The following is a 26,510-nucleotide window of genomic DNA, read 5'->3' as shown; positions in this document are numbered from 1 at the left end:
GCTATCTTTGATGCGTGATGTTTGATGCGTGATGTTTGGAGATAGCGGTGCGAACAACTTTGGCTATTGAGGACGATGTGCTTGCGGCCGCGAAAGGGCTAGCTGAACATCAAAACAAGACAATCGGAGAGGTCATATCAATGCTTGCCCGTAAATCTCTGCAGGCGCCATCTACCAGCAGAAGTGAGCGCAACGGCGTGCCGTTGCTGGCCGTAAAGGACGGAACTCCTGTTACGATGGAATTCGTCAATCGGTTGCGCGATGAACTGCCCTAATGCGAACAGTCGCCCTTGCACCTTCTAGATCGCGCAAACGCTAATCCGAAGAAATCTTGTCTTCAGGCCGTTTCAGTTTCAATTAACCCTAACTCTTCAACCGATACCCCGTCTTGAAGATCCAGCGCAGGGTCACCATACACGCGATGAGGAACACTGCCGTCATGGCGAGGCTCGTGCCGATATGCACGTCCGACAGGCCATAGAAGCTCCAGCGGAAACCACTGATCAAATACACGACCGGATTGAACAGCGTCACCGTCTGCCAGAATGGCGGCAGCATGTCGATGGAGTAGAAACTGCCGCCGAGGAAGGTGAGTGGCGTGATGATCATCAGCGGTACGAGCTGCAGCTTTTCAAAGCCATCGGCCCAAATGCCGATGATAAAGCCGAAGAGGCTGAAGGTGACGGCAGTGAGAACGAGGAAGAGCAGCATTACGAAAGGATGCTCTATCCGCAGCGGCACGAACAATGCGGCCGTCGCAAGGATAATCAGGCCGAGGATGATCGACTTCGACGCAGCTGCGCCGACATAGGCGATGACGATCTCCACATAGGAGACAGGCGCCGACAGGAGTTCGTAGATCGTGCCGACGAATTTCGGAAAATAGATGCCAAAGGAAGCGTTCGAAATGCTTTGCGTCAGGAGTGACAGCATGATCAGGCCGGGCACAATGAAGGCGCCATAGCTGACGCCATTGATTTCGGGGATACGCCCGCCGATTGCCGAACCGAATACGACGAAATAAAGGCTGGTGGAAACCACGGGCGAGATCACGCTTTGCATGATCGTTCGCCACGTGCGGTGCATCTCGAACAGGTAGATTGCTTTGATGGCGTAGAGGTTCATTTGCGTTCCCTCACGAGGCTGACGAAGATTTCCTCGAGCGAGCTTTCCTTCGTCTGAATGTCGTTGAACCGGACTTCGGCCTTGTCGAGATCTTTCAGCAGTGCAGTGATGCCGGTGCGCTCTTTTTGGGTGTCGTAGGTATAGATCAGCTCGCAACCATCCGGCGACAGTTCGAGGCCATATTTGGCCAGCGAGTCCGGCACGCCGTCGCGCTTTCCCTGCAGATGCAGCCGCAGCTGCTTCTTGCCGAGTGAGCGCATCAGTTCGTCCTTTTCCTCCACCAGAATGATTTCGCCATGACTGATGACACCAATCCGGTCCGCCATCTGCTGGGCTTCCTCGATGTAATGCGTCGTCAGAATGATGGTCACGCCTGAGGCGCGCAGCGCTCGCACGACATTCCACATGTCACGCCGCAATTCGACATCGACGCCGGCGGTAGGCTCGTCCAGGAAGAGGATTTCCGGTTCATGTGACAACGCCTTGGCGATCATCACACGGCGCTTCATGCCGCCGGAGAGCGTCATGAGCTTCGCGTCCTTCTTATCCCACAGCGACAGCTCCTTCAGGATCTTCTCGATATGCGTTGGATTGGCCGGCTTGCCGAAGAGACCCCGGCTGAAGCTGACCGTATTCCACACAGTCTCGAAGGCATCCGTTGTCAGCTCCTGCGGAACGAGACCGATCTTCGTTCGCGCGGCTTTATACTCCTTGATGATATCGTGCCCGTCGGCGAGGATAGTCCCCGATGTCGGATTGACGATGCCGCAAATCGTCGAGATCAACGTGGTCTTGCCCGCGCCGTTCGGGCCGAGCAAAGCGAAAATCTCGCCGTGGCGGATGTCGAGATTGATGTTCTTCAGCGCTTCGAAACCGGTTGAATAGGTTTTGTAAAGGCTGGAGACAGAGATGGCTGAGGACATGAAGGGTACCTGGAAAGGAATTTCGGTCTGGACGTCTTTAACAGAACGCATCGTTTGACGCGAAGCATCATTGGGAATGATGTTCCTTATATGGAGGCGATTGGCGGGTTTGCAAACCACCCCTGCTGACAATCGGCGTCAGCAGACCCCACGCCGGGTCTGAAATAAGCAAAGCCCGGAAGGTGTTCCCGGGCTTTTCTGGCATTTATGCTACGACGCTTTCTCCCCGAACTTCCCGCATACTCGGCAGGAAGATCGTCAGCAGACCGAGGAACGGCAGGTACGAACAGACCATATAGACATAGTCGATGCCCTTGATATCGGCGACGAAGCCAAGCACTGCGGCGGCAATGCCTGCCATGCCGAAGGCGAAGCCGAAGAAGATGCCGGCGATCATGCCGACGCGGCCCGGCACCAGTTCCTGCGCGAAGACGACAATGGCGGGAAAGGCCGAGGACAGAATGAGGCCGATGAAGACTGTCAGGATGCCGGTCCAGAACAGGCTGGCATAGGGCATCATCAGCGTGAACGGCAGGACGCCGAGGATCGAGAACCAGATCACGGCTTTTGTGCCGATCTTGTCGCCGATCGGTCCGCCGAGAATGGTCCCGACAGCGGCCGCCCCCAGGAACAGGAAGAGCATCATCTGCGACTGCTGCACCGATATGCCGAACTTGTGGATGACATAGAAGGTGTAATAGCTGGAGATGCTGGCGAGATAGATGTTCTTGGTGAAGACCAGCAGCGTCAGGATGATCAAGGACATCGCGACCTTGCCGCGCGGCAGTTTCAACTGCTTGCTTGCAGCCGGTTTATTGGCATTGGCGGCACGGTAGCGCTGGTACCAGCTACCGACCTGGTAAAGAATGATCATCCCGATCAAAGCTGCAACCGAAAACCAGGCGATGCTCTGCTGGCCGCGTGGCAGGACGATGAAGGCGGCAAGCAGCGGACCGCTTGCCGTGCCGAAATTGCCGCCGACCTGGAAGAATGACTGGGCGAGACCATGACGGCCGCCGGAGGCCAGCCGGGCCACACGCGAGGATTCCGGATGGAATATTGATGACCCAATGCCGATGAAAGCGGCACCGGCAAGCAGCATGACATAGTGGGTCGCGATGGAAAGAAGGCCAAGCCCGACCAGCGAGAATGCCATGCCGACGGGCAGCGAATAGGGCATGGGCCGCTTGTCGGTATAAGTGCCGACGATCGGCTGTAACAGCGAGGCAGTGACCTGGAACGTCAGGGTAAGAAAGCCGATCTGCTTGAAATCGAGGCCGTAATTCTGCTTCAGCATCGGATAGATGGCCGAAAGCAGCGATTGCATCATGTCATTGAGCAGGTGACAGAAGCTGACGGCAAAAATGATGGCAAAGACGGTGGTTTCAGCGGAAGTGCGCTGCGCAGGCATGGTGGTATCGGTCATTTGGCGTTTCCATCGAAGAACGAGGGCATTATCCGCAAACGACTGCGCCGCCCTTTCAGCCACTGATATACCTGTTGCAGGCAACCTGCTTTCGTGGTTTGGTCCAGTTCTTTCGTAAGTGGGCCAAATAATGCGCTACATGACCTTTGCCGCACGCAATGCCACCGGCGTGGAATTGGAAAAACTGCACAAGATGCGTCTCGAGTGGCTCGAGCAGGCGGATGGCGATGTTTTTGCCCTCGCCGCCCATTATCCATCCGGTTTTCATATTCCCGACCATCATCACAGCCAGTCGCAATTGCTGCATGCGATCACCGGCGTCGCCATGGTGACGACGCAGTTCGGCCGCTGGATGGTGCCGCCGCATCATGCCCTGTGGCTGCCCGCCGGGATCGAACATGCTGTCGACATGCTCGGCGATGTCGCGATGCATTCAATCTATGTGCGGCCTGATGCGGTCGAGGGGCTGAAGAGCCATCTGCATGTGGTGGGCCTGACGCCGCTCGTGGATAATCTGATCAGGGAGGCGGTCGCGGCGCCAGCCGATGTGCTGGCGGATCCGCGCACTACCTACATCATGGGACTGCTATTGCATGAAATACCGAACTTGCAGGAGCGGCCTCTGGGTCTGCCCTTCCCGGACGACAGACGGCTGGCGGCGCTTTGCCGGGGTTTTCTCAAAGATCCCTCCCCCCACACCAATATCGATGACTGGGCCGACAGGCTCGGCATGAGCCGGCGTACTTTCACGCGGATGTTCCGCCGGGAGACGGGCCTCAGCCTTTCCACCTGGCGGCAGCAGGCCTGTCTGCTTTCAGCCCTGCCGCGCCTGACCGAAGGCGAGCCGGTAACCAGCGTCGCGCTTGACCTCGGTTACAACAGCGTGCCGGCCTTCACGACCATGTTCAAGCGCATGCTCGGCGCGCCGCCGCGCCATTACCTTCACTCGGCGGCCTGAACCCGTGGCGCCGGGACGTAGTTGAGGATCGGGCCAAGCCAGCGCTCGACCTGTTCGATTGGCATGGATTTGCGCTTCGAATAGTCTTCCACCTGATCGCGCTCGACCTTGGCGACGCCAAAATAATAGCTGTCCGGATGGGCAATATAGATGCCCGAAACGGATGAGCCGGGCCACATGGCATAGCTTTCCGTGAGGCGCACATTGATCTTGGCCTCGGCGTCGAGCAGCCGGAACAGCGTTTCCTTTTCCGTATGATCCGGCTGTGCCGGATAGCCGGGTGCCGGGCGGATGCCGCGATAGGGTTCGCCGATCAGCTCATCCGGCGCAATGGTTTCGTCGGGCGCGTAGCCCCAGAACTCTTTGCGAACACGTTCGTGCATCAATTCGGCAAAGGCTTCGGCGAAACGGTCGGCCAAAGCTTTGACAAGGATGGACGAATAATCGTCATTGGCCCGCTCGAAGCGCTCGGCAATGGCGATTTCCTCGATGCCGGCGGTGACGACAAATCCGCCGATATAATCCTGACTGCCGCTATCCACGGGCGCGACGAAATCGGCGAGTGCCACATTCGGGCGGCCATCGCGCTTCGACAGCTGTTGGCGCAGGGTGAAGAACGTCGCAAGTTCCTCCTTGCGTGCTTCGTCGGTGAACAGGCGAATGTCGTCGCCGACGGTACCCGCTGGCCATAGGCCGATAATCGCCTTCGGGTTGAACCATTTCTCGGCAATGATCTTCTGCAGCATTGCCTGCGCATCGTCGAAGAGCTGCCGTGCTGCTGCCCCCTGCTTTTCATCCTCGAGAATGGCCGGGTAGCGGCCCTTCAATTCCCAAGTCTGGAAGAATGGCGTCCAATCGATGTAGCGGGCGATTTCGACAAGATCGTAATTCTCAAACACCCGCGTTCCGAGGAAGCTGGGCTTGGGCGGCGTGTAGGATGACCAGTCGATCTTCTGCGCATTGGCGCGGGCCTTGTCGATGCTCAGACGCTGCTTGTCAGCTTCATTGCGCGCATGGGCCTCCGCGACTTTCACGTATTCGGCCTGGATCGTCTCGACATATCCAGGCTTGGTCTCCAGCGACAGGAGATTGGAGACGACGCCAACGGCGCGGCCCGCATCCGTCACATAGATGGTCTGGCCCTTATTATAGCGCGGATTGATCTTGACCGCAGTGTGCACGCGACTGGTCGTGGCACCGCCGATCAGCAGCGGTATATCGAAGCCTTCCCGCTCCATTTCCGAGGCGACATGCACCATCTCGTCGAGCGATGGCGTGATCAGGCCGGAGAGACCGATAATATCGACTTTCTGTTCCTTGGCGATCTGCAGGATCTTCGCCGAAGGCACCATGACGCCCAGATCGATGATCTCGTAATTGTTGCAGGCAAGTACGACGCCGACGATGTTCTTGCCGATATCGTGCACGTCGCCCTTGACGGTCGCCATCAGCACCTTGCCGGCACTTTCGCGCTCGCCGGTGCCGCCATTGGCAAGTTTTTCCGCCTCCATATAGGGCAGGAGCAGAGCCACCGCCTGTTTCATCACGCGGGCAGATTTCACCACCTGGGGCAGGAACATCTTGCCGGCACCGAAGAGATCGCCGACGACATTCATGCCGGCCATCAACGGACCTTCGATCACATGCAATGGCCGCTCGGCTTCAAGCCGCGCCTCTTCGGTATCGACATCGATGAATTCAGTGATGCCATTGACCAGCGCATGCTCGATGCGCTTGCCGACGCTCCATTCGCGCCAGGCAAGATCGCGTTCGCGCGCTTCCTTGCCCGCTGAACCCTTGTAGCGCTCTGCAAGGTCGAGCAGCCGCTCGGTGGCATCGTCGCGGCGGTTGAGAACCACATCCTCGCAGGCTTCGCGCAATTCCGGATCGATAGATTCATAGACCGCGAGCTGACCGGCATTGACGATACCCATGTCCATGCCGACCTGGATAGCATGGTAGAGGAATACCGCGTGCATGGCCTCGCGGACCGGCTCATTGCCACGGAACGAGAAGGACAGATTGGAGATGCCCCCGGAAATATGCACATGCGGCAGGGTTTCGGTGATCTGCTTCGTTGCTTCGATAAAGGCGACGCCATAGCCATTGTGCTCTTCGATGCCGGTGGCGACGGCAAAGACATTTGGATCGAAGACGATATCTTCAGGCGGGAAACCGGCCTCTGTAGTCAGAAGCTCATAGGCCCGCGTGCAGATCGCGACCTTGCGTTCCAGCGTATCGGCCTGACCGTCCGTGTCGAACGCCATGACGACCACGGCAGCACCATAGGCGCGCACCTTCCTGGCGTGGTCGATAAAGGCCTGCTCGCCTTCCTTCATGGAGATGGAATTGACCAGCGGCTTGCCCTGGACGCATTTCAACCCGGCTTCGATGACATCCCATTTGGATGAATCGATCATCACCGGCACGCGGGCGATATCCGGTTCGGCGGCGATCAGGTTGAGGAACTCGACCATGGCCTTTTCGCTGTCGATCAGGCCTTCATCCATGTTGATGTCGATGATCTGCGCGCCGTTGGCGACCTGATCGCGTGCGACATCAAGCGCCGCGCCGAAATCGCCGGCGGTGATGAGTTTGCGGAACTTTGCGGAGCCGGTGATGTTGGTGCGCTCACCGACATTGACGAAGGCAATATCCTTGGTCAGCGTGAAGGGCTCGAGGCCCGAGAGGCGCATATGCGTCGCGGTCTCGGGAATCTCGCGCGGCTTGTACTTGCCGACGGCCTCGGCAATCGCCCGGATATGTTCGGGGGTAGAGCCGCAGCAGCCGCCGACGATGTTGAGCAGGCCTTCCTTGGCGAATTCCTCCAACTGCGCAGCCATCGCCTCTGGGCTCTCGTCATACTGGCCGAATTCGTTGGGCAGGCCGGCATTGGGATAGGCGCAGACGAACGTATCCGCAACGCTGGCAATTTCCGCCAGATGGTCGCGCATGGCATTGGCGCCGAGCGCGCAGTTGAGACCGATGGTGAAAGGCCGGGAATGGCGCACCGAATACCAGAAGGCCGTCGGGGTCTGGCCTGAAAGCGTGCGACCGGACAGGTCGGTAATCGTGCCGGAGATCATCACCGGAAGGGTGATACCCTTCTCCTCGAACACCTGCTGTGTCGCGAAGATTGCCGCCTTGGCATTGAGCGTGTCGAAGATCGTCTCGATAAGGATGATATCCGCGCCGCCATCGATGAGGCCGCGCACCTGATCGGCATAGGCAATGCGCAGATCGTCGAAGGTAACAGCGCGATAGCCGGGATTGTTGACATCCGGTGAAATCGAGGCGGTGCGGTTGGTCGGGCCGAGCGCGCCGGCGACAAAGCGGCGGCGGCCATCCTTCTGCTCCGCTTTCAAGGCAGCACGGCGGGCAAGCCGCGCGCCATCCCGGTTCAGCTCATAGACCACCTCTTCCATGCTGTAGTCAGCCTGGGCGATGGTCGTGGAGGAAAAGGTGTTGGTTTCGAGAATATCGGCACCTGCCATGGCGTAGGCATAGTGGATATCCTCGATTGCCTGCGGCTGCGTCAGGATCAGGAGATCATTATTGCCCTGCAGATGACAGGAGCAGTCCGCAAAGCGCTCGCCGCGAAAGCTTTCCTCGTTGAGGTTGAGACCCTGGATCTGCGTGCCCATGGCGCCGTCGAGAATGAGGATACGTTCCTGCGCCGCCTTGGTAAGCGCCGCAAAAACCTCCCGTCCGTCCCGCGGAGCGTCCATGGGACCGAACAGATTATCGACTGCAATACTCATAACTCGACAGGCCTCATGATCCGTGATTTGGATGAGGCGGCAGGGTCACATAAAGATATGTTTATGTCAACAAATCAATTCTATTGGCGGCAGGAAATGTCGCAGTTATGGCAGGGCTCAATACGCCCTGCCCCCTCTCAGATTTTCGATCAAGGCCATGAACAGCGCCTTTAATTGCTGCGGGCCCTCCGCATCGATGGCACGGGAATCGATGCGCTGGATCTCGCGGCTCGCGGCCTCGAGCAGGTCCGCATTCTTCGGCAGCCAGAACAACCAGGCGAGGAAGATATCTTCCGGCCGCGCAGTGGCCGAACCGGTTGACGGGTTGGCCGCCACCCGTTCCGCGAGTTTCAATCCCATGCCAGTGCTCCGCCGTTCTGGTATTCGATGACACGGGTTTCGAAGAAGTTCTTCTCCTTCTTCAGATCCATGGCTTCCGACATCCAGGGAAATGGATTGTCTGTCTCGGCGAAGACGGGGACGAGGCCTAACTGAGCGCAGCGGCGGTTGGCGATGAAATACATGTAGCTTTCGCACAGTGCAGCATTGAGCCCGAGAAACCCGCGCGGCATCGTATCGCGGCCGTAGGATGCTTCCAGCTCGGCAGCGACCCTGATCATGTCGCGGATCTCGTCCTGAAATGCCCTGGTCCACAAATGCGGGTTCTCGTTCCGGATCTGGTTGATCACATCGATGCCGAAATTCATGTGGATGCTCTCGTCGCGCAGGATGTATTGATACTGCTCGGCGATACCGACCATCTTGTTGCGCCGCCCGAGCGACAGGATCTGGGCGAAGCCTGTGTAGAACCACATGCCCTCGAAGATGACGTAGAAAGCGACGAGATCGCGCAGGAAGGACTGATCGGATTCCGGCGTGCCTGTCTTGAAATCGGGATTGTCGAGATTTTGCGTGTGCTTCAGCGCCCAGGCCGCCTTGTCGGTAATCGACGGCACTTCGCGGTACATGTTGAAGAGCTCGCCTTCATCAAGGCCAAGGCTCTCGACAATATACTGAAACGTATGGGTATGGACCGCCTCTTCGAAGGCCTGGCGCAACAGATATTGCCGGCATTCGGGATTGGTGAGATGGCGGTAGATCGCCAGAACGATGTTATTGGCGACGAGGGACTCGGAAGCGGCGAAGAAGCCGAGATTGCGCTTGATCATGCGCCGCTCGTCATCGGTCAGCCCGTCCCTGGATTTCCACAGAGCGATATCCGCCTGCATCGATACTTCAGTCGGCATCCAGTGGTTGTTGCAGCCGGCAAGATATTTCTCCCATGCCCAGTGATATTTGAGCGGCAGAAGCTGGTTCACATCGGCGCGCGCATTGATCATCGCCTTGTCATCGACACGCACGCGGCCACCGCCGCGATCGATATTGCCGAGTCCGGTGGCATCGGCGGTTGCGGTAGGCGCCGGATGAATGGCGCGTTTCGGGCTGTTTGTGGTTTCGGTCCAGTCAAGCATCGTCAGTTCCCAGGTTTCCATGAGGTTGAGGCAGGGGGCGCGAAGGCGCCTATTGGCAGGCCTCACAGTCAGGATCATTGATCGAGCAGACATTGCCGGCGGGTTCGGAAAGCAGGATTGGCTCCGGCGCAGGCTTTGCCGCCACGGCGTTGAGCTTGCCGTCCGTGCCCTTCAGGGTGGATTTCTCCACATGGGATGCCGAACGCGAGCGCAGGTAATAGGTGGTTTTCAGGCCGCTGTTCCAGGCAAGCCGGTAAAGCTCGTCCAGTTTCTTGCCGCTCGGATTGGCAATATAGAGATTGAGCGACTGGGCCTGGTCGATCCATTTCTGCCGGCGCGAGGCCGCAGCGATCAGCCAGGAACTGTCGATCTCGAAGGCGGTGGCATAAAGGGCCTTCAAGTCTGCAGGGATACGGTCGATCTCGCCAACCGAGCCGTCGAAATATTTGAGATCCGAGATCATTACCTCGTCCCACAATCCGCGTTGTTTCAGGTCGCGCACCAGCGCACTGTTCACGACGGTGAAATCGCCTGACATGTTGGATTTGACGAAGAGGTTCTGGTAGGCAGGCTCGATGGACTGGGCGACGCCGCAAATATTGGAGATGGTCGCTGTGGGGGCGATGGCCATGCAGTTGGAATTGCGCATGCCCGTGGTCTTTACGCGTTTGCGCAGCGCCTCCCAATCGAGCGTCGACGAACGGTCCATGTCGAGCCGGCCGCCGCTTGCCTTGCGGGCGTCGTTCAGCAATTCGATGGAGTCGATGGGCAGGATGCCCTTTGACCAGAGCGCGCCGGTGAAGCTCGGATAGCGGCCACGCTCCGCAGCAAGATCGACGGATGCTGAAATCGCATGCCAGGAAATTGCCTCCATGCTCAGGTCGGCAAACGCCACTGCCTCGTCGGTAGCATAGGGGATGCGCAATGCCTGCAGTGCATCCTGAAAGCCCATCAGACCAAGGCCCACTGGACGATGGCGCAGGTTCGAGTGGCGGGCTTCGGGAATGGTGTAGAAATTGATGTCGATGACATTGTCGAGCATGCGCATGGCGGTCGAGACGGTGCGGGCAAGTTGATCCAGATCAAGGCCAAGGGGTGTCACATGATTGGCAAGGTTGACCGAACCGAGATTGCACACTGCGACCTCGTCCTTCGAAGTGTTGAGGGTGATTTCGGTGCAAAGATTGGATGAATGCACGATACCCGCATGGCCCTGGGGTGAGCGGATATTGCACGGATCCTTGAACGTCACCCACGGATGGCCTGTTTCGAACAGCATGGTGAGGATGCGCCGCCACAAATCCAGCGCCCGTACAGTGCGGAAGATCTTGATCTCGCCGCGTGCGGCTTTCGTTTCGTAGAATTCGTATCTGGTCTTGAATGCTGCACCGTACAAATCATGCAGCTCGGGCGTTTCGTCGGGAGAGAACAGGGTCCAGTTTTCGTCCGCTTCGACACGGGCCATGAACAGGTCCGGCACCCAGTTGGCGGTGTTCATGTCATGGGTGCGGCGGCGGTCGTCGCCGGTGTTCTTGCGCAGGTCGAGAAATTCCTCGATATCGATGTGCCAGGTTTCGAGATAGGCGCAGACCGCGCCCTTGCGCTTGCCGCCCTGATTGACCGCTATCGCTGTATCATTGGCGACTTTCAGGAACGGCACCACGCCCTGGCTTTCGCCGTTCGTCCCCTTGATATGGGCGCCAAGTCCGCGCACCGGCGTCCAGTCATTGCCGAGGCCGCCGGAATATTTGGCCAGCAGTGCATTGTCTCTCACCGCCTTGAAGATTCCGTCGAGGTCATCGGCGACAGTGGTCAGGAAGCAGGAGGAAAGCTGCGCGCGCTGGGTGCCGGCATTGAACAGGGTCGGCGTCGAAGCCATGAAGTTGAACGAGGACAGGAGATCGTAGAACTCGATGGCGCGGGCTTCGCGGTCGATTTCCCGCAGGCTAAGCCCCATGGCGACGCGCATGAGGAACGCTTGCGGCAATTCGAAACGTATGCCGCGCGTCTGCAGCAGATAGCGGTCATAGAGGGTCTGAAGGCCGAGATACTGGAACTGCAGGTCACGCTCCGGCTTGAGGGCCGCGGAAATGCGGGTCAGGTCGAAGCGCGCGAGTTCGGGATCCAGCAGTTCGGCTTCGATGCCGGCCTTCACATAGGCCGGAAAATACCCTGCATAGCGCTTGGTCATTTCATGCTGGGTCGCCTGTTCCGGCCGGCCGAAGACAAAGCTCAGCGCCTCGCGACGCAGCTTGTCGAGCAGCAGACGCGCGGTGACGAAAGCATAATTGGGTTCGGTCTCGACCAGTGTACGCGCCGCAAGGATTGGCGCGAGGGAGAGTTCCTCCAGCGTTATGCCATCATAGAGATTGCGGCGGGTCTCGGTGAGGACAGGAGCGGCCTGCACGCCCTCCAGCGCTTCGCAGGCTTCGTCGATAATGCGCGACAGGCGGTCGTCGTCGAGCGGCTCCCGGCGGCCATCGAGCAGTGTGACTGTGAACATCGGACCAGCATCGCTAACGATTCCAGTGGCGGCCTTCGCACGTTCCTGCGCCCGCTCTTCGCGGTAGAGCACATAGGCTCGCGCCACCTTGTGGTTTTCGCTGCGCATTAATGCGAGCTCGACCTGATCCTGAATACCCTCAATGTGAAACAGGCGGCCTTCCGCACTGCGCCGCTTCAGCGTAGTGACGATGTCGGCGGTGAGCGCTTCGACCACATCATGCACGCGGCGCGAACCGGCAGCGACGTTGCCTTCGACGGCGAGAAACGCCTTGGTCAGTGCGACGGTGATCTTGAGCGGATCGAAAGGTGTAACCGAGCCGTTGCGGCGGATGACGCGATAACCGGGCTCGGTGGCCTGCAATGCTTCACCGGCACGAGCTGGCGTAGTGCCATCAGTACGAGTAGTTTCAAGGACAAGAGACATGTGTTTACCCCAAATGTTGGGGGCAAAGGTCGAGCGCACGCATTGCAATGTGGATGGTCAGCTTGGCGCGCCGACCATTGCAAGCGACACACCGGGACACCCCGCCCGTGGACGATCATCATGTTTCGGCAGGTCTCCTGGCTCACAGGTCGGCGCTGCTGTCTGGCCTTCCCGAAGCAACACTCCAGTGACCTTAGGCGACAGCAACTCGCTGTTTACAGTTGCGGGGGCAGCGCCGGGATTGGTGGAAATGACCCACTTCACCGACTTCCCTCTTAGCTCCCAGTCTTGCGACCGAGAGAACCGGAACATCTATATTTAGTATCAAATAACAATGCTGTGTCAATAGGTAGAAAAATCGCTCCTGACAATTTATATCGCAGCTGACTGCGGCAGTATGAACGGGACCTGCGCGGCGGGTAAGGCACCGACCTTAAGCGCGCATTCATAGACGCGCAGGATGCGCTCATCGGTCAAGACTTCCGCAGGTGTTCCCACAGAATCGGTACACCCGCGATGCATGACGACGACACGATCGGCATACATCGCAGTGAGGTTCAGGTCGTGCAGGATGGCGATGACGCCGCCGCCTCGCTTCGCAAAGGCCCGGGCGATCTGCATGATGATCAGCTGGTGCTTGATGTCGAGGCTGGAGACCGGTTCGTCGAGAAAGAGAAAACGCGGCTGGCCGTCAAGGACGGGCTGCCAGACCTGACAGAGGATACGGGCAAGTTGCACCCGCTGCTGTTCGCCCCCGGAGAGTTCCTGATAGAAACGGCCGCCAAACCCGGCGAGATCGACCAGCGCCAGCGCTTCGTCCGGCAGGTCTTCCGCCTCACGCCGCGCGGCTCCCGAGCGGCCGCTGGTCAGTCCGAGCTTGACGATTTCCCGTACCGTGAACGGGAAGGACAGTGACGTGGATTGCGGCAGGATCGCGCGCATCGCCGCCATTTGCCAGAGCTTCAGCTGGTCGATTGAATGTCCGTTGATGGCGATGCGCCCTGTGAATGGCAAATCGCCGGACAGGGCTCGCATCAGGGTCGTCTTGCCTGAGCCGTTAGGACCGACGATCACCGTGAATTGCCCAGCTTCCGTGTTGAAGCTGGCATTTTCAACGATCTGCTTCTTGCCGAGGAAAACGGAAACGTCGGAAACTTCGATCATTGTCATAGATCCAGAATGCCGCGGCGGCGCAGCAATATCCACAGGAAGAAGGGCGCGCCGACAGCAGCGGTCACGATGCCGATGGGCAGTTCCGACGGAGCGACAATGGTGCGACTGACCGCGTCGGCAAGCAGCAACAGGCTTGCGCCGAGCAGGGCGGCGGCCGGAAGCAGGTAGCGGTGATCCGGTCCGATCATCAGGCGCAGCAGATGCGGGACGACCACGCCGACGAAGCCGATGCCGCCGCTGACGGCAACGGACGCACCGGTTGCCGCCGCGACAACCAAAATCGCGATGCGTTTGAAGCGCTGGACTGGAATGCCGAGATGGCTCGCTGCCGCCTCCCCCAAGGCAAGGCCGTTGAGACCGCGGGCGAGAAAGGGGGAGATCAGCAATGCCAGTATGATGAACGGACCGGCGGCAGCAATTTTCACCCAGTTGGCGCCGGCTAGCGAGCCCAGCCCCCAGAAGGTGAGGTCACGCAACTGCCGGTCATCGGCGATGTAGACGAGGACGCCCATATAGGCACCGGCCATGGCGCCAAGGGCGATGCCGGCAAGCAGCATGGTGGCGATGGATGTCTGCCCGCGCCGCGTGGCAACACGATAAAGGATCAGCGTGAAGGCGAGCGCGCCGAAGAAGGCAGCCAGCGGCAAGGCATAGAAACCGAACAGGGCGATTAGAGGTGCAAGGAAAGTACCGCCGAGGACGATCATGCTGACGGCGCCAAGGCCGGCACCAGCCGATACGCCGACGATGCCGGGATCAGCCAAGGGATTTCGGAAAAGGCCCTGCATGACCGCGCCGGAAACGGCGAGCGAAGCGCCGATCAGCGCGCCGAGAATAACGCGCGGCAGGCGGATGTCGTAGATGATGATGCGATCGCGCAGCGTCAAAGCATCGCCTGTGCTGCCGGCGCTCGAAAACATTGTGCCGATGACCGAAACGATCGACGCATCAGATGCGCCAGCCGCAAGGCTGAACATGATCGTTGCCACGAGAACCATGCAAAGCACCAGGATCACGCACTTCGCCAGAAAGGAACGGTCGCCTTCCGCACGCGTTTTTCCGCCACCCTGTGTTGATCGCAGGGCGGCTGGCTTCATCAAGACGGAATAGCTCATTGGCTCACTTCGTTGCCGTAGATTGCCTTGGCAAGATCATGCGCTGCCTTTGCCGCCCGCGGACCAAAACCGAGAAGAAGTTGCCCGTTCATGCGCACGATGTTCTTGGCCTCGCCTGCAGGCGTTGCAGCTATGGCCTTGTTGACGAGAAGCTCGGCATTCGCAGCGGAGTGATCGCCGCCGCGATCCATGACGAGAACGACGTCCGGCCTTGCCGTTATGATGCCCTCGTCAGTCAGCGGCTTGTAGCCCTCAAACTGCGTGACAGCATTTTCCGCGCCGGCGAGTTCGATTATGCCATTGGCGGCCGTCTTGGTTCCCGAGCCCATGATCTTGCCGTCCTTGGCGCTGAGGATGAAGAGCACACGCTTGCGAGCCTTGACGTCCTTCGTCTCGGCTTGAGCGGCGGCAAGATCGGCTTCGACCTGCTTTGCAAGCTTTTCCGCCTTGTCGTCGGCACCAAGTGCCTTGCCGACGATGCGGATTTTCTCTGCCACACTGGCGGCGGTGTATTTTTCAGGCACGAAGACGAAGGGGACGCTCGCCTTCCTGAGAACCTCGATGGTTTCTTTCGGACCACTACCCTCGACAGCGATGATTGCGGTCGGGTTGATCGACAGCACACCCTCCGGTGACAGCGCGCGCATATAGCCCACATCCGGCAGCTTGTTGGCTGCGTCGGGATAGGTGCTGGTCGAATCGCGACCGACCAGCCGCCCCTCCTCGCCGAGCGCATAGACAATCTCGGTGATGGAATCGCCGATCGACACCACCCGGCTTGCATCGGGAACGCGGCCGGTGATTTCTTCGGCAAAGGCGGCGCCGGACAAGGATAACAAGCCTAGAACGCCGGCGATGATCGGGAGTCTGAGTGTCATCGTCAATTCCCTATGCTGCGACACGCATCAGGCGCGGCAGGCTTTCGATCAGCTGGCGCCAGTCGCTGCGCTCGCCCGCTCCCTCATGCCGCTTGCCAAAGAACTGGATGATCATCTCGCCTTCGGAGCCATAGGCCTCGAGCGATGTGACGTGGCCATCCTTGGTCGGCTTGCGCACGGCCCAGACCTCGGCAATGTGATCGGTGCGCAGATGCAGGTGAAAAGTCTCGTCCAGGATATTGATCCACGGGCCCATGGCTTTGACCGACTGAATGGGTCCCGAATGAATCTGTATGCAGCCGCGGTTACCGACGAAGCACATGATCGGGATCTGCTCCTGTGCAGAATGGTGCATCATCGCTGCCAGTGCATCGGCATCGAGCTGCCAGGCGTAATCCTGGCCGATCACCTGCACCGCCTGATGGCGCGTCATCTTGAGCGAACGCAGGATGCCGAAGAATTCATGCACGTCCTTCATCTGGCTCCAGCGGTCGCGCAGGCCGGAAGCATCCAGTTCCGCGATCTCAAGGGTTTTTTCCTCGGACTTCGGGAGCGATGTCAGCTCCAGGGTCTGGGACTGGTCGTCCAGGCGCAGCGTAGCGACGAGCGTCTCATAGGCTGCCAGATCGGATGCCGGGCGCAGGTGGATCTTGTGGATCGCTTCGCCAGCGGCGTCGAAAAACTGCAGGCTGCGGCGGACGTCCTCGCCATCGTGTTTTTCGACTGCGAAGCCGTGAGCCCAGGAATTCGGGAAGATGCGCATATCGATCTGCTCGCCGAGCAGCATCGAGGCATGCTTGCCGACGACAGGCTTGTCATAGACGCCGATCTTCTCGTGCACGGCGCTTTCATTGCGCGTCAACACCAGAACTTCGCCAAGCGATTCGATCTCGGTCAGGAACGTTTCGATGCGCGGGCTGATGCGAATGACGTTGATCCCGCAATAGGCGGCTGCCAGATCGGCCTCGGATATTCCAAATTGCTGTGCGAGGTCGCGCTCGCGCATTTTCGGATTGTCCGCCCTCGCCTGCCGGATCGCTTCGGGTGTTGGTTTTACAGTCTCAGTCATGTCTCAAGCCCACTTATTTCGTTATTTGTTCAGGATCAGTTTGCCCTGACGGGTGATTTTTAGCCGGTAAAGCGATCCGGCATGTTCGATGCCGACCTCGTTCGAGCCATCGAACAGAATGTCGCTGCCGAAAACGCGAATGTCCTGCTGCACCGGTTTGGCAAGACCGGTGCGAATTGGTGTCACATTCGGAAGACGAACCTGCAGATCGATGACTTGACGCCGGGACATGGCAATTGGCCTTTTCGGTTGATTTTGTCCGAAACAATGCCGCCCGCATTATTCCGGTGAATTAAACTTGACTCGTATTATCATATTTATTACTCAACTTAAAGAAGAGTCAATGAGTCAAGTTTACCATTGCCTTCGAAACAAGACAAAAACTGCAAGCAAGCATTGGAGCATCCCATGAAGCTCTCCCGGCCAGCCAGCGACTAACTGAACCTGGAGAGAATGAGAATTATGGGGCTGGTGGCACGCAATATCACTGCTTTGCTTGGCGGAGCGGCAATGACGATGATGATTGGAACGCATGTTGCTGGGGCGCAGCAGGCGGAACAGAAAACGGAAACAAGTGAGCCGGTTCAAGGTGAGGCGGCGAAGAAGGGCCGCGTGACCCTGTTGCAGCGCCTGGTCGTGGGTGCAGGTGTCGACAAGATTGCTATCGACACGCCGCAGGCGGTGACAGTGATCGATCAGGAACAGATCGACCAGGATCAGCCACAAACGATCGGCGACACGCTGCGCGACGTCCCCGGCGTGACCGCCATCGGCAGTGACCGCGTGTTCGGCGAGGCATTCAACATTCGCGGTATCGGTGCGGCGGCAGCGGCTGATGAATCCAAGATCATCATCAATGTCGACGGTACGCCAAAATTCTACGAGCAATACCGCATGGGATCCTTCTTCAGCGATCCCGAGCTCTACAAGCAGGTCGAAGTGCTACGCGGACCGGCGTCCTCGACGCTTTATGGTTCCGGCGCGCTCGGCGGCGTTATTAATTTGACGACGAAGGATGCCGCGGACTTTCTCGCTGATGGCCAGAACAATGCAGTTCGCGTCAAGAGCGCCTATGATTCCAATGGCACCGGCCTTCTCGGCTCGACCATTTACGCGACGCGGATCAACGAGAATTTCGAGTTCCTCGGCATGGGGAATTACCGCCAGTCCAACGATTTTACGGACGGCAATGGCGATGATATTTCCGGCTCTGAATTCGAATCCTGGTCCGGCCTCGCCAAGGGCACCTATCGATTTGGCGACGGAAATGAGCAGACGATCCGGCTTTCGTATCAGCGTTGGCAGGGCGATACGGACGATCAGGAATACTCGCAGACCGATAGCGGTTTCGGTACGGTCGACCGCAAGGTCACCGACCAGACAGTGGTGTTCGCCTATGAAAATCCGGCGAGCGACAATCCGTGGCTTGATCTGAAGTTCAACCTTTCCTACTCCGACACATCCAACAAGCAGTCCAATGCGTCCGGTCTGCCGGGAGTCCCGAGCCCGCTGTTCGACGATTCAGACTATGCCTACAAGACGTTGCAGGCGCGGCTTGAGAACACGTTCGAATACAAGGGCGATAATTTCGAAAACTTCCTGACGCTCGGCACGCAGATCAGCCATCAGGATCGTGAGGCGGAATCAATTGCTGGCCTTTCGCCCGGAGCGATCCTTTTCCATCCCGAAGGCACGGAAACAAAATACGGCCTCTATGCCCAGAACGAATTTATCTGGCGTGAAAAGCTGACATTGATCCCAGGCATTCGCTTCGATTACCGCGAAACGTCGCCTGCCGATGGTATCCGAGGTGCGGACGATGAGTCCGATGACGCCATATCGCCCAAGCTCGCGGCGCTCTACAAGTTCAACGATACGTTCTCGGTGTTTGGATCGGTCGCACACACGGAGCGTTTCCCGACCATCGACGAACTGTACTCGACCTCTGTACCGGGCCGGACCTATCCGGGCGGGCGGATTGCCAGCATCGATCTGGAAAAGGAAACGTCGAATAACTACGAGGTCGGTTTTGCCGTTTCGGGTTATGACCTTGCCCGCGCCGGCGACACGCTGCAGCTGAAGACAACCGGTTTCTATAACCAGCTGCGCAATCTGATCACGACCAATCCGGACAATCGCAACCGGCTGCCAGTCACCTATTACGTCAACATAAATGAAGCCAAGATCTACGGTATCGAGGTCGAAGGTTCCTATGATGCCGAGGTGTTCTTCGCCCGTGCCGCCTATAGCTACATCAAGGGCGAGGACGAGGAGACCGGCGAACCCCTGACGAGTATTCCGGCGCAGAATCTCGCGCTGACGCTTGGCGGACGCGTGGTTGACTACGGCGTCGAGTATGGCTGGCGTGGCAGGTTTGCCGCTTCTGCGGACACCGGTTTCACCGGCGAGCCAACGCCGGGTTATGGCGTGCACGACATCTTCGCCTCATGGAAGCCGACTGACGAAAAATATGCCGGCTTCGAGGCACGTTTCGCGGTCGAGAACCTCTTCGACAAATTCTATCGCAACAACCTAGCCGGTACGGACGCGAAGGGACGCACCTTCAAGCTCACGCTGGCGAAACAATTCGGGTGGTAATCATGAAATTTGCAGCAAGCCTTGGCCATAGCATGACACCCACGCACGATCCCGAAAAACGCTCGCTTTTTTCGAACCGGATCATGCGTAGTGTCAGAAGGCTACAGCGTCCTTTGGGGGTCCTTACGGACGCGCGGCGCTGTAGTACAGCCATATTCCTGCTTGCCGCAACAGGGGCGACGTCGGGGCAAGAGTCCTCCCCGGCGGCGCCAACCCTGACACTTGAACTTAACGCCCTGCAGGCCTCCGACAAGGGCTGCAGGCTGACGTTCATCGTCACCAACAATCTCAAAGCGCCGCTCGACAAGGCGGCGTTCGAGATTGCGTTATTCAATCAGGCCCAGGTGGTCGACCGGATCACGGTTCTGGATTTCAAGGACCTGCCTCAGGGCAAGACCAAGGTCCGGCGCTTCGATCTTGGTGATACGGATTGTTCCAAGATCGCCCGTGTCCTGGTTAACGATGCGACCGAATGTTCCGGCGCGGGTGTCGATCCAAAGGCCTGTATCCGCCAACTTAATCCAACAACGAAATCCGGCGTGCAATTCGGGAGTTAGAAATGGCCTATGCGCTGGCGTTCCGACCCGAAGTATCACCTGCTCGCAAACGCAAGGATCCACCAGCGCTTTTTGTAATCGAGAACGATGCCTTTCTCGGTGTGGCAGAAGACGAAACTGCAGTCGCCGAACTTCCCGATACAAGGGAATGTGAACTTTCCTCCGATGCTGTTGAACATGGAAGTCTTGCGGCCAAGCCGCAGATGTCTACATCGAAGTGGTACCGGAAGCTTGCCATCTCCTGCGGGTTTCATGCGGCATTTGCCCTGCTTCTTATCGGCTTCGTTGCCGATGAAGTGCTGATCGCCGGTAGTGAGGACACGATGGCGGCTCTGCTCGGCGATGGATCGGTGGACGCGAATGCCTCCGGCGCTCCCGAACCGGCAAATCCCGAGGCAATGAACGTTTCATTGGTGACCATGGCGATGCCGAAGCCGGTAAAGGAGGTCGAAACGGCAAGGCCCGTCGAAGTCGCTGAACCGGTAGAGAGAGTAACTCCTGTCGAGAGCATACCTGTAGCCGTTGATCCGGCTCCGGCGGAAGTGCTGAAAGTTGCCCCAAGCGAGGCGCCTGAAATTCTTGCCGTTACGCCGCTGCAGCCGACGCAGGATGAAAACGTGGTTCAGCAACCTTCCAGGGAAATGATCCAGCCGGTCGAGGATGAACCCGTAGTAAAGGCGGTAGAAAAGCCCGTGGTGCAGAAGCCAGCGATCGAGACACATGCGCCCGAAAAGCGCACTGTTGAAAAGCCGCAAGAGCCTGCCAAGAAAGCAGCGCCAGCGGCAAAGGCCACGAAAGCGCCGGCGAAGGCAGCATCGGGCGGTGACGGCAAAAATGAGCGGACCGCGCGCAGCGGTATTGCCGATGGAAAGAACGATGGCCAGAAGAATGCCGATGGAAATGCCAAGGGCAAAGCTTTGGCGCAGGGCAACGCTGCCGTTTCCAATTATCCCGGCACTGTGACATCAAAGCTGCGTCGGGCACTGCGGCGGCAGGGACGGCTGCGCGGTGAGGTGCTCGTCTCGTTTGTCGTTGCCAGCAATGGCAGCGTAACCGGCGTCGGCATTGGCCGCAGCTCTGGCAATGCCGCTGTCGACAAGGCGGGCATGGACACGGTGCGCCGTGCGGCACCCTTCCCGCCAATACCAGCTGACGCAGGCCGCTCCACCTGGGCTTTCAACATACCGCTGGCGTTCGGCGGTTAAAAGAAAGGCCCTTGCGGGCCTTTCCAGTTTTCAGTTGGCTAACTGACCTCAAGATTAGAAGGGTGAGTCAGGGAAATAGAACTCCTTGGCATTTTCCTTGGTGACGAGGGTTGCGTCGAGGATATACTTGCCGCGCACCGGTACCTGGTCGTAGAAATTGGCGGCGGTGAGTTCCATTGCAGTCGCGACCATTGAAGGCGGATAGAGGACGTTGATCGGTGTCATTGCATCGCCATCGGCAACGCGCTTGATCATGTCCTTCATGCCGGCGCCGCCGATAACCATCTTGATGTCGGTACGCTTGGCCTGGCTGATGGCTTCGAGCACGCCGACAGCCATGTCGTCGTCCTGGCACCATACGGCGTCGATCTTCGGAAACTTGGTCAGGTAGTCCTGCATGATCTTGAAGGCATCATCGCGGGACCAGTTACCGAACTGCTTGTCGAGGACCTTGATGCCGCTGCCGGCGATCGCATCGTCAAAACCCTTCTGGCGCTCTTCATCGATGACGATCGGCAGACCGCGGATGACCACGACGTCACCAGTTTTCAGCGTATTCTTGAGATACTCGCCCGCGACACGGCCGAGTTCCGGATTATTGCCGGCAACGTAGAGATCCTGAATGGTCGGATCGGACAACGCCCGGTCAACCACGGTAACGAAGACGCCCTTTTCCTTGACCGCGCGGATCGGATCGGTCAGCTCGTCGGAATTGTGCGGCAGGGTTACCAGTGCATCGATGCCCTGGGTCGTCAGATCTTCCAGCGCATTGGCCTGCGACGCGCCGTCCGGCGATGTCTTGATGGTGATCTTCAAGCCCGGATGATTGGCTTCGAGAATCTTGGCTGCGCGTTCGGCGTGATAGACGACGCCGCCGGTCCAGCCGTGGTCAGCCGCTGGAATGGAAACAGCGATGTTGACCTTCTTGTCCTGGGCGTTGGCGAGGGTCATCGACGAAGCGAGAACCGCCCCGACAAGACCGATCAAAAGTTTACGCATTTGTCTTCTCCCAATTTTTAGTTCGGGCCTTGATTGCGGCTCGGTGGGTGGCCCCGTTCCCCCGTCCCGTTTAGGCTATGCTGATATTCAGACCATGGCGGCCTGCAAATGGCGGTGTTCTCCGCTTCCGGTGCTCATGGACTAGAATGTCCACTGCGCTCCGGTTCTCGAAAACCACCATTTTCGTCTCGCCCTGACCTGAATCTCAACACACCCTTATTCACTTTTTCTTCTGCAGCGTACGCTGCACCAGCATAGCGATGATGATGATCGTGCCCTGGACGGCACCGATCAGATATTCGCTGACGATGTTGGAGAGCACCATGATGTTGCCGACGATCTCCAGCATGAAGGCACCGCAGATCGTGCCCCAGATACGGCCGACGCCACCGCGCAGCGCGGTGCCGCCAATGACCACGGCCGTGATCGCCTGCAACTCCCACAGCATGCCGGTGGTGGTGGTGGCTGCACCAAGACGCGGAACATAGACCACAACGGCAATCGCCACGCAGATGCCCTGAAGGATATAGGTCATGGCCCGCACGCGGTTGACGTGGATGCCGGAATAGCGCGCGACATCCTCGTTCGAACCGACGGCGATCACATGCCGTCCGAATGAGGTTTTATAGAGAATGAACGCACCGAGCAGGCCGACTGCGATGATGAGCCAGACCGGAAATGGCAGGCCAAGGAAAACGCCCGTATAGACCGGGCGGAACATGTTACGCATCGCGATTGATTTCATGGCGATCGACCCGCCATCGGCCAGCCAGACGGTGACCGAGCGGAAGATCGCCATGGTGCCGAGCGTGACGATGAAGGGCTCTATCTTGCCGATCGTGATGACGGCGCCGTTCAATAACCCCGCCAGAGCCCCGACGCCGATGGCGACAACGACGCCGGCTGCCAGCATGGCCGTATCACCGTCAATGGCTGCCGAATTCAGGAACAGGATCATGATACCCGCGACGAGCGCAGCCATCGATCCGACGGAGAGGTCGAGCCCGCCGGCGGAGATGACGAAGGTCGCACCCACTGCGATGATGGCGATGAAGGAAGAGCGGGTCAGGACGTTGAGGAGATTGTCGATGGACAGGAAATTCGGGTTGACCAGCGCGCCAAGCAGGAACAGCGCGGCAAGCGCGAGAAATGGCGCAACCGCCGTCTTGTCGAGATCCGCGAACTTGCGGCCAATACCGCGTGTGTCGGTTATTGTCTTGGTGTCGCTCATGCGTTCCCCGCACTGTAAAGCTCTGCTTCGTTGATTTTCACGCCGGTGGCGTAGACGACAATTTCATCTTCGGTCATCGCATCGCCGGTGACCTCGCCGACGATGCGCGACGAGCGCAGCCATCGATCCGACGGAGAGGTCGAGCCCGCCGGCGGAGATGACGAAGGTCGCACCCACTGCGATGATGGCGATGAAGGAAGAGCGGGTCAGGACGTTGAGGAGATTGTCGATGGACAGGAAATTCGGGTTGACCAGCGCGCCAAGCAGGAACAGCGCGGCAAGCGCGAGAAATGGCGCAACCGCCGTCTTGTCGAGATCCGCGAACTTGCGGCCAATACCGCGTGTGTCGGTTATTGTCTTGGTGTCGCTCATGCGTTCCCCGCACTGTAAAGCTCTGCTTCGTTGATTTTCACGCCGGTGGCGTAGACGACAATTTCATCTTCGGTCATCGCATCGCCGGTGACCTCGCCGACGATGCGCGACGAGCGCATGACGAGGATGCGATGGCAAATGCCGATGAGTTCCTGCATTTCCGACGAGATGACGATTACTGATTTGCCTGCCTTGGCGAGGTCGGCGATGAATTTGTAGATTTGTTCCTTGGTGCCGATGTCGATACCACGCGTCGGCTCGTCTATGATGACGATGCTCGGCTCCAGCAGCATCATCTTCGCCAGGAGAAGTTTCTGCTGGTTGCCGCCGGAAAGCTGCCCGGCCAGTAGATCGCGGCGGCGGGCGCGGATGTCGAAATCGACGATGGCCTTGTCGAGGCTTTTGTCCTCACGCTTCCGCTCGATCAACGGACCCTTGGTGAATTTCTCCAGCGTCGCCAGTGTCAGGTTGGTGCGCAGATCCTGCGCGAGCAGAAGGCCCTTGCCCTTGCGATCCTCGCTCAAGTAAACGATGCCCGCTGCCATGCTGTCGCGAACGGTATGGAACTTTACCGGCTTGCCGTTCAGCGTGACCTCACCATGGCCCGTGCGCAGCCCGACCAATCCTTCGAACAGTTCAGTGCGACCGGCGCCGATCAACCCGGCAAATCCGAGGATTTCGCCTTTGCGCAGGGTGAATGAGGCGTCGCGAGCATAGCCTGGCACGTCGAAATTCTTGACGTCGAGCACGTTTTGGCGGCTCGCCGTGTCCTCGCGCTCTGGATAGAGCTGCGACATATCCCGGCCAACCATCAGCCTTGCCATGTCGACGGGCTGCAACTCGGAGGCGTTGCGTGTTGCGATCAATTTGCCGTCGCGCAAGACCGTGATGCGATCGGCTATTGCTCCCACTTCCGGCAGGCGGTGCGAGATGTAGAGAACGGCCACGCCCTTGTCGCGCAGGTCGCGGATGACTTTCAACAACGCTTCGGTTTCGAACGGCGTCAACGAAGCCGTCGGCTCGTCGAAAATCACTACGCGGTGTGGCACCTGCAGGGCACGCGCGATCTGGACGAGCTGGCGACGGGCGATGGAGAGCCGCGAAATCTGGGTCGTCGGGTCGATGTCGGCGCCGAGACTACGCACGGCTTCGGCAGACTGGCGATTCATCTCGCGATCATTGACCATGAGGCCGCGTTTCAACTCGCGGCCCATGAAGATGTTCTGCGCAACAGTGAGGTCCGGCGCGAGCAGGATCTCCTGATGCACCAGAACCAGCCCGCGATGTTCGGCGTCGACGGGTCCAGCGAAGTGTACCGGCTCGCCGTCGATTGCCACGGTGCCGCGGGTTGGCTGGAGATGCCCGCTCATCAGCTTCATCAGCGTCGATTTGCCGGCACCATTCTCGCCGATGATCGCGTGGACCTCGCCAGGCATGACCGACAGGCTGATATCGGTCAGCACCTCGACCGGCCCGAACGCCTTGGCGATGCCCCGTGCTTCAAGGACGGGGACTGCAGCGTCGTTTGTGGTTTGGCTTGTCTCCATCACAGCTTCGTCCAGACGCCGCCCGCCTTCGAGGATTTCACGGCGGCTTCGATGAATTCCACCCCAGCAAGCCCATCCTCGACGGTTGGAAAGATCACATCCTTGGGCGCCTTCTTGCCGGTTCGGGCCGCGATGATCGCCTGTGCCGCTTCGGTGTAGATGTTGGCGAAGCCTTCGAGATAGCCTTCCGGATGACCGCCGGGAACGCGGGTAACGCGTGCAGCTTCCGGCGATGCGCCAGCCCCACCGCGCGTCAGCAATTGCTTGGGCTTGCCGAACGGCGTGTACCAGAGATAGTTGGGATCAGCCTGCGTCCACTCGATACCGCCCTTGGTACCGTAGATCCGCAGCTTCAGACCATTCTCATTGCCCGGCGCGACCTGGCTCGCCCATATCATGCCCTTGGCGCCGCCATCGAAGCGCATGAGTATCTGCACATCGTCGTCAAGCACGCGGCCTTCGCCAAAGCTGGTCAGTTCAGCGCAAAGCTGCTTGAGCTTGAGACCGGAGACGAAGCAGGCGAGATTATAGGCATGCGTGCCGATGTCACCAATGGCGCCGCCCGCGCCCGAGCGCTTCGGATCGACACGCCACTCGGCCTGCTTGGAGCCTGTAGCTTCGGTTTTTTCGGTCATCCAATCCTGCGGATATTCCGCCTGGACCAGCCGCAGTGTGCCGAGCAGGCCCTTTTCCACCATGGCCTTTGCCTGACGGATCATTGGATAGCCGGTGTAGTTATGCGTGACGACAAAGAGCTTGCCGGTCTTCTTGACCAGCGAGACGAGTTCCTTGGCTTCCTTGACGGTCGTCGTCAGCGGCTTGTCGCAGATGACGTGAATGCCTGCCCTGAGGAATGCCTTGGCGGCGGGTCCGTGCATGTGGTTCGGTGTCACGATGGAAACCGCTTCGATACCGTCCGGACGCTTGGCCTCGGCCTTGGCCATTTCCTCGAACGACGTATAGGCGCGGTCGTCGGCAATGCCGATTTCTAGTGCCGAAGCCTTGGCGCGCGCCGGATCGGAGGAAAGTGCGCCCGCCACGAGCTCATACTGATCATCGATGCGCAGGGCGATGCGATGCACCGCGCCGATGAATGCGCCCTGCCCGCCGCCGACCATGCCGATACGAATGCGCCGGGTTGCAGGTTTTTCCTTTGATGCTCCAATAGCCAT

General features: G+C 58.9%; 21 protein-coding genes, 1 pseudogene and 1 riboswitch. Of the genes and pseudogenes, 5 read left to right on the top strand and 17 right to left on the bottom strand.

Annotation, left to right across the window (positions count from 1 at the left end; genetic code table 11):
* The first annotated feature begins 47 nt into the window (after nt 1-47).
* Complete coding sequence (locus tag BLM14_RS29585) at nt 48-275, top strand: CopG family transcriptional regulator (RefSeq protein WP_100003609.1); 228 nt, start codon at nt 48-50, stop codon at nt 273-275.
* Nucleotides 276-363: 88 nt separating this feature from the next.
* Here the strand turns inward: BLM14_RS29585 and BLM14_RS29580 are convergent, their stop codons facing one another.
* From BLM14_RS29580 to BLM14_RS29570, 3 genes are all read right to left on the bottom strand, one after another.
* Nucleotides 364-1,125, bottom strand: coding sequence for an ABC transporter permease (locus tag BLM14_RS29580; protein ID WP_100003608.1), 762 nt, complete (start codon nt 1,123-1,125; stop codon nt 364-366).
* Nucleotides 1,122-2,048: an ABC transporter ATP-binding protein gene (locus BLM14_RS29575; RefSeq protein ID WP_100003681.1), complete on the bottom strand. Its 927-nt coding sequence runs from the start codon at nt 2,046-2,048 to the stop codon at nt 1,122-1,124. Before BLM14_RS29575 ends, BLM14_RS29580 begins: the two co-directional genes overlap by 4 nt.
* A gap of 205 nt (nt 2,049-2,253) precedes the next feature.
* On the bottom strand, nt 2,254-3,474 hold the full coding sequence (locus BLM14_RS29570) for an MFS transporter (RefSeq protein ID WP_100003607.1): 1,221 nt from the start codon (nt 3,472-3,474) through the stop codon (nt 2,254-2,256).
* Between the two features lie 130 nt (nt 3,475-3,604).
* On the opposite strand from BLM14_RS29570, the gene BLM14_RS29565 reads away from it, so the two are divergent.
* Nucleotides 3,605-4,432 carry an AraC family transcriptional regulator gene (locus BLM14_RS29565; RefSeq protein WP_100003606.1) on the top strand — a complete coding sequence of 276 codons (828 nt, stop codon included), beginning with the start codon at nt 3,605-3,607 and terminating at the stop codon, nt 4,430-4,432.
* Here BLM14_RS29565 and metH read toward each other — a convergent pair.
* The 9 genes from metH to hemP all read right to left on the bottom strand — a co-directional run bounded on the left by metH (nt 4,417) and on the right by hemP (nt 17,060).
* Nucleotides 4,417-8,193: a methionine synthase gene (metH, locus tag BLM14_RS29560; protein WP_100003605.1), complete on the bottom strand. Its 3,777-nt coding sequence runs from the start codon at nt 8,191-8,193 to the stop codon at nt 4,417-4,419. The genes BLM14_RS29565 and metH overlap by 16 nt on opposite strands.
* Nucleotides 8,194-8,310: 117 nt before the next feature.
* Nucleotides 8,311-8,553, bottom strand: a complete 243-nt coding sequence (locus BLM14_RS29555; protein ID WP_100003604.1) for a hypothetical protein — start codon at nt 8,551-8,553, stop codon at nt 8,311-8,313.
* Nucleotides 8,544-9,665: a ribonucleotide-diphosphate reductase subunit beta gene (locus BLM14_RS29550; RefSeq protein WP_100003680.1), complete on the bottom strand. Its 1,122-nt coding sequence runs from the start codon at nt 9,663-9,665 to the stop codon at nt 8,544-8,546. Before BLM14_RS29550 ends, BLM14_RS29555 begins: the two co-directional genes overlap by 10 nt.
* Before the next feature lie 49 nt (nt 9,666-9,714).
* On the bottom strand, nt 9,715-12,594 hold the full coding sequence (locus BLM14_RS29545) for a ribonucleoside-diphosphate reductase subunit alpha (RefSeq protein ID WP_100003603.1): 2,880 nt from the start codon (nt 12,592-12,594) through the stop codon (nt 9,715-9,717).
* Nucleotides 12,595-12,704: 110 nt separating this feature from the next.
* A riboswitch (cobalamin riboswitch) is annotated at nt 12,705-12,917 on the bottom strand.
* Between the two features lie 49 nt (nt 12,918-12,966).
* Nucleotides 12,967-13,758, bottom strand: coding sequence for a heme ABC transporter ATP-binding protein (locus BLM14_RS29540; RefSeq protein WP_100003679.1), 792 nt, complete (start codon nt 13,756-13,758; stop codon nt 12,967-12,969).
* Nucleotides 13,759-13,760: 2 nt separating this feature from the next.
* The gene (locus BLM14_RS29535) at nt 13,761-14,864 is read right to left on the bottom strand and encodes a FecCD family ABC transporter permease (RefSeq protein WP_100003678.1); all 1,104 of its coding nucleotides are present in this window, start codon (nt 14,862-14,864) and stop codon (nt 13,761-13,763) included.
* Nucleotides 14,865-14,878: 14 nt separating this feature from the next.
* On the bottom strand, nt 14,879-15,760 hold the full coding sequence (locus tag BLM14_RS29530) for a heme/hemin ABC transporter substrate-binding protein (RefSeq protein WP_100003602.1): 882 nt from the start codon (nt 15,758-15,760) through the stop codon (nt 14,879-14,881).
* Nucleotides 15,761-15,770: 10 nt separating this feature from the next.
* Nucleotides 15,771-16,829 (bottom strand): hemin-degrading factor, encoded by a 1,059-nt coding sequence (locus tag BLM14_RS29525; protein ID WP_100003601.1) that lies wholly within the window; start codon nt 16,827-16,829, stop codon nt 15,771-15,773.
* A 21-nt stretch (nt 16,830-16,850) separates the two neighbouring features.
* Entirely contained in the window at nt 16,851-17,060 is a 210-nt protein-coding gene (gene hemP / locus BLM14_RS29520) for a hemin uptake protein HemP (RefSeq protein ID WP_100003600.1), read from the bottom strand.
* A gap of 222 nt (nt 17,061-17,282) precedes the next feature.
* Here hemP and BLM14_RS29515 point away from each other — a divergent pair, with 222 nt between their 5' ends.
* From BLM14_RS29515 to BLM14_RS29505, 3 genes are read left to right on the top strand one after another with little or no spacing between them, the layout of a single operon-like run.
* Nucleotides 17,283-19,427, top strand: coding sequence for a TonB-dependent hemoglobin/transferrin/lactoferrin family receptor (locus BLM14_RS29515; RefSeq protein WP_207795647.1), 2,145 nt, complete (start codon nt 17,283-17,285; stop codon nt 19,425-19,427).
* A gap of 2 nt (nt 19,428-19,429) precedes the next feature.
* Nucleotides 19,430-19,984 carry a hypothetical protein gene (locus BLM14_RS29510; RefSeq protein WP_335672098.1) on the top strand — a complete coding sequence of 185 codons (555 nt, stop codon included), beginning with the start codon at nt 19,430-19,432 and terminating at the stop codon, nt 19,982-19,984.
* A gap of 2 nt (nt 19,985-19,986) precedes the next feature.
* Nucleotides 19,987-21,189, top strand: coding sequence for an energy transducer TonB family protein (locus tag BLM14_RS29505; protein ID WP_100003598.1), 1,203 nt, complete (start codon nt 19,987-19,989; stop codon nt 21,187-21,189).
* Nucleotides 21,190-21,243: 54 nt separating this feature from the next.
* On the opposite strand, the gene BLM14_RS29500 is transcribed toward BLM14_RS29505, so the two are convergent.
* From BLM14_RS29500 to BLM14_RS29480, 5 genes and pseudogenes are all read right to left on the bottom strand, one after another.
* A complete protein-coding gene (locus BLM14_RS29500; RefSeq protein WP_100003597.1) occupies nt 21,244-22,188 on the bottom strand; it encodes a substrate-binding domain-containing protein in 945 nt (314 codons plus the stop codon).
* A gap of 220 nt (nt 22,189-22,408) precedes the next feature.
* The gene (locus BLM14_RS29495; RefSeq protein ID WP_100003596.1) at nt 22,409-23,419 is read right to left on the bottom strand and encodes an ABC transporter permease; all 1,011 of its coding nucleotides are present in this window, start codon (nt 23,417-23,419) and stop codon (nt 22,409-22,411) included.
* Between the two features lie 105 nt (nt 23,420-23,524).
* Nucleotides 23,525-23,791, bottom strand: a pseudogene (locus BLM14_RS29490) (ABC transporter permease); the annotation flags it as partial.
* Nucleotides 23,788-25,338 (bottom strand): sugar ABC transporter ATP-binding protein, encoded by a 1,551-nt coding sequence (locus BLM14_RS29485; RefSeq protein WP_100003595.1) that lies wholly within the window; start codon nt 25,336-25,338, stop codon nt 23,788-23,790. The pseudogene BLM14_RS29490 and the gene BLM14_RS29485, both read right to left, overlap by 4 nt.
* Nucleotides 25,338-26,510, bottom strand: a complete 1,173-nt coding sequence (locus tag BLM14_RS29480) for a Gfo/Idh/MocA family protein (RefSeq protein WP_100003594.1) — start codon at nt 26,508-26,510, stop codon at nt 25,338-25,340. The genes BLM14_RS29485 and BLM14_RS29480 overlap by 1 nt, the downstream gene beginning before the upstream one ends.

Origin of the sequence: Phyllobacterium zundukense (assembly GCF_002764115.1) — a bacterium.
GTDB lineage: Bacteria > Pseudomonadota > Alphaproteobacteria > Rhizobiales > Rhizobiaceae > Phyllobacterium > Phyllobacterium zundukense.
The sequence above is the reverse complement of the archived record's forward strand: the minus strand, read 5'-3'. Positions and strand labels throughout refer to the sequence as shown.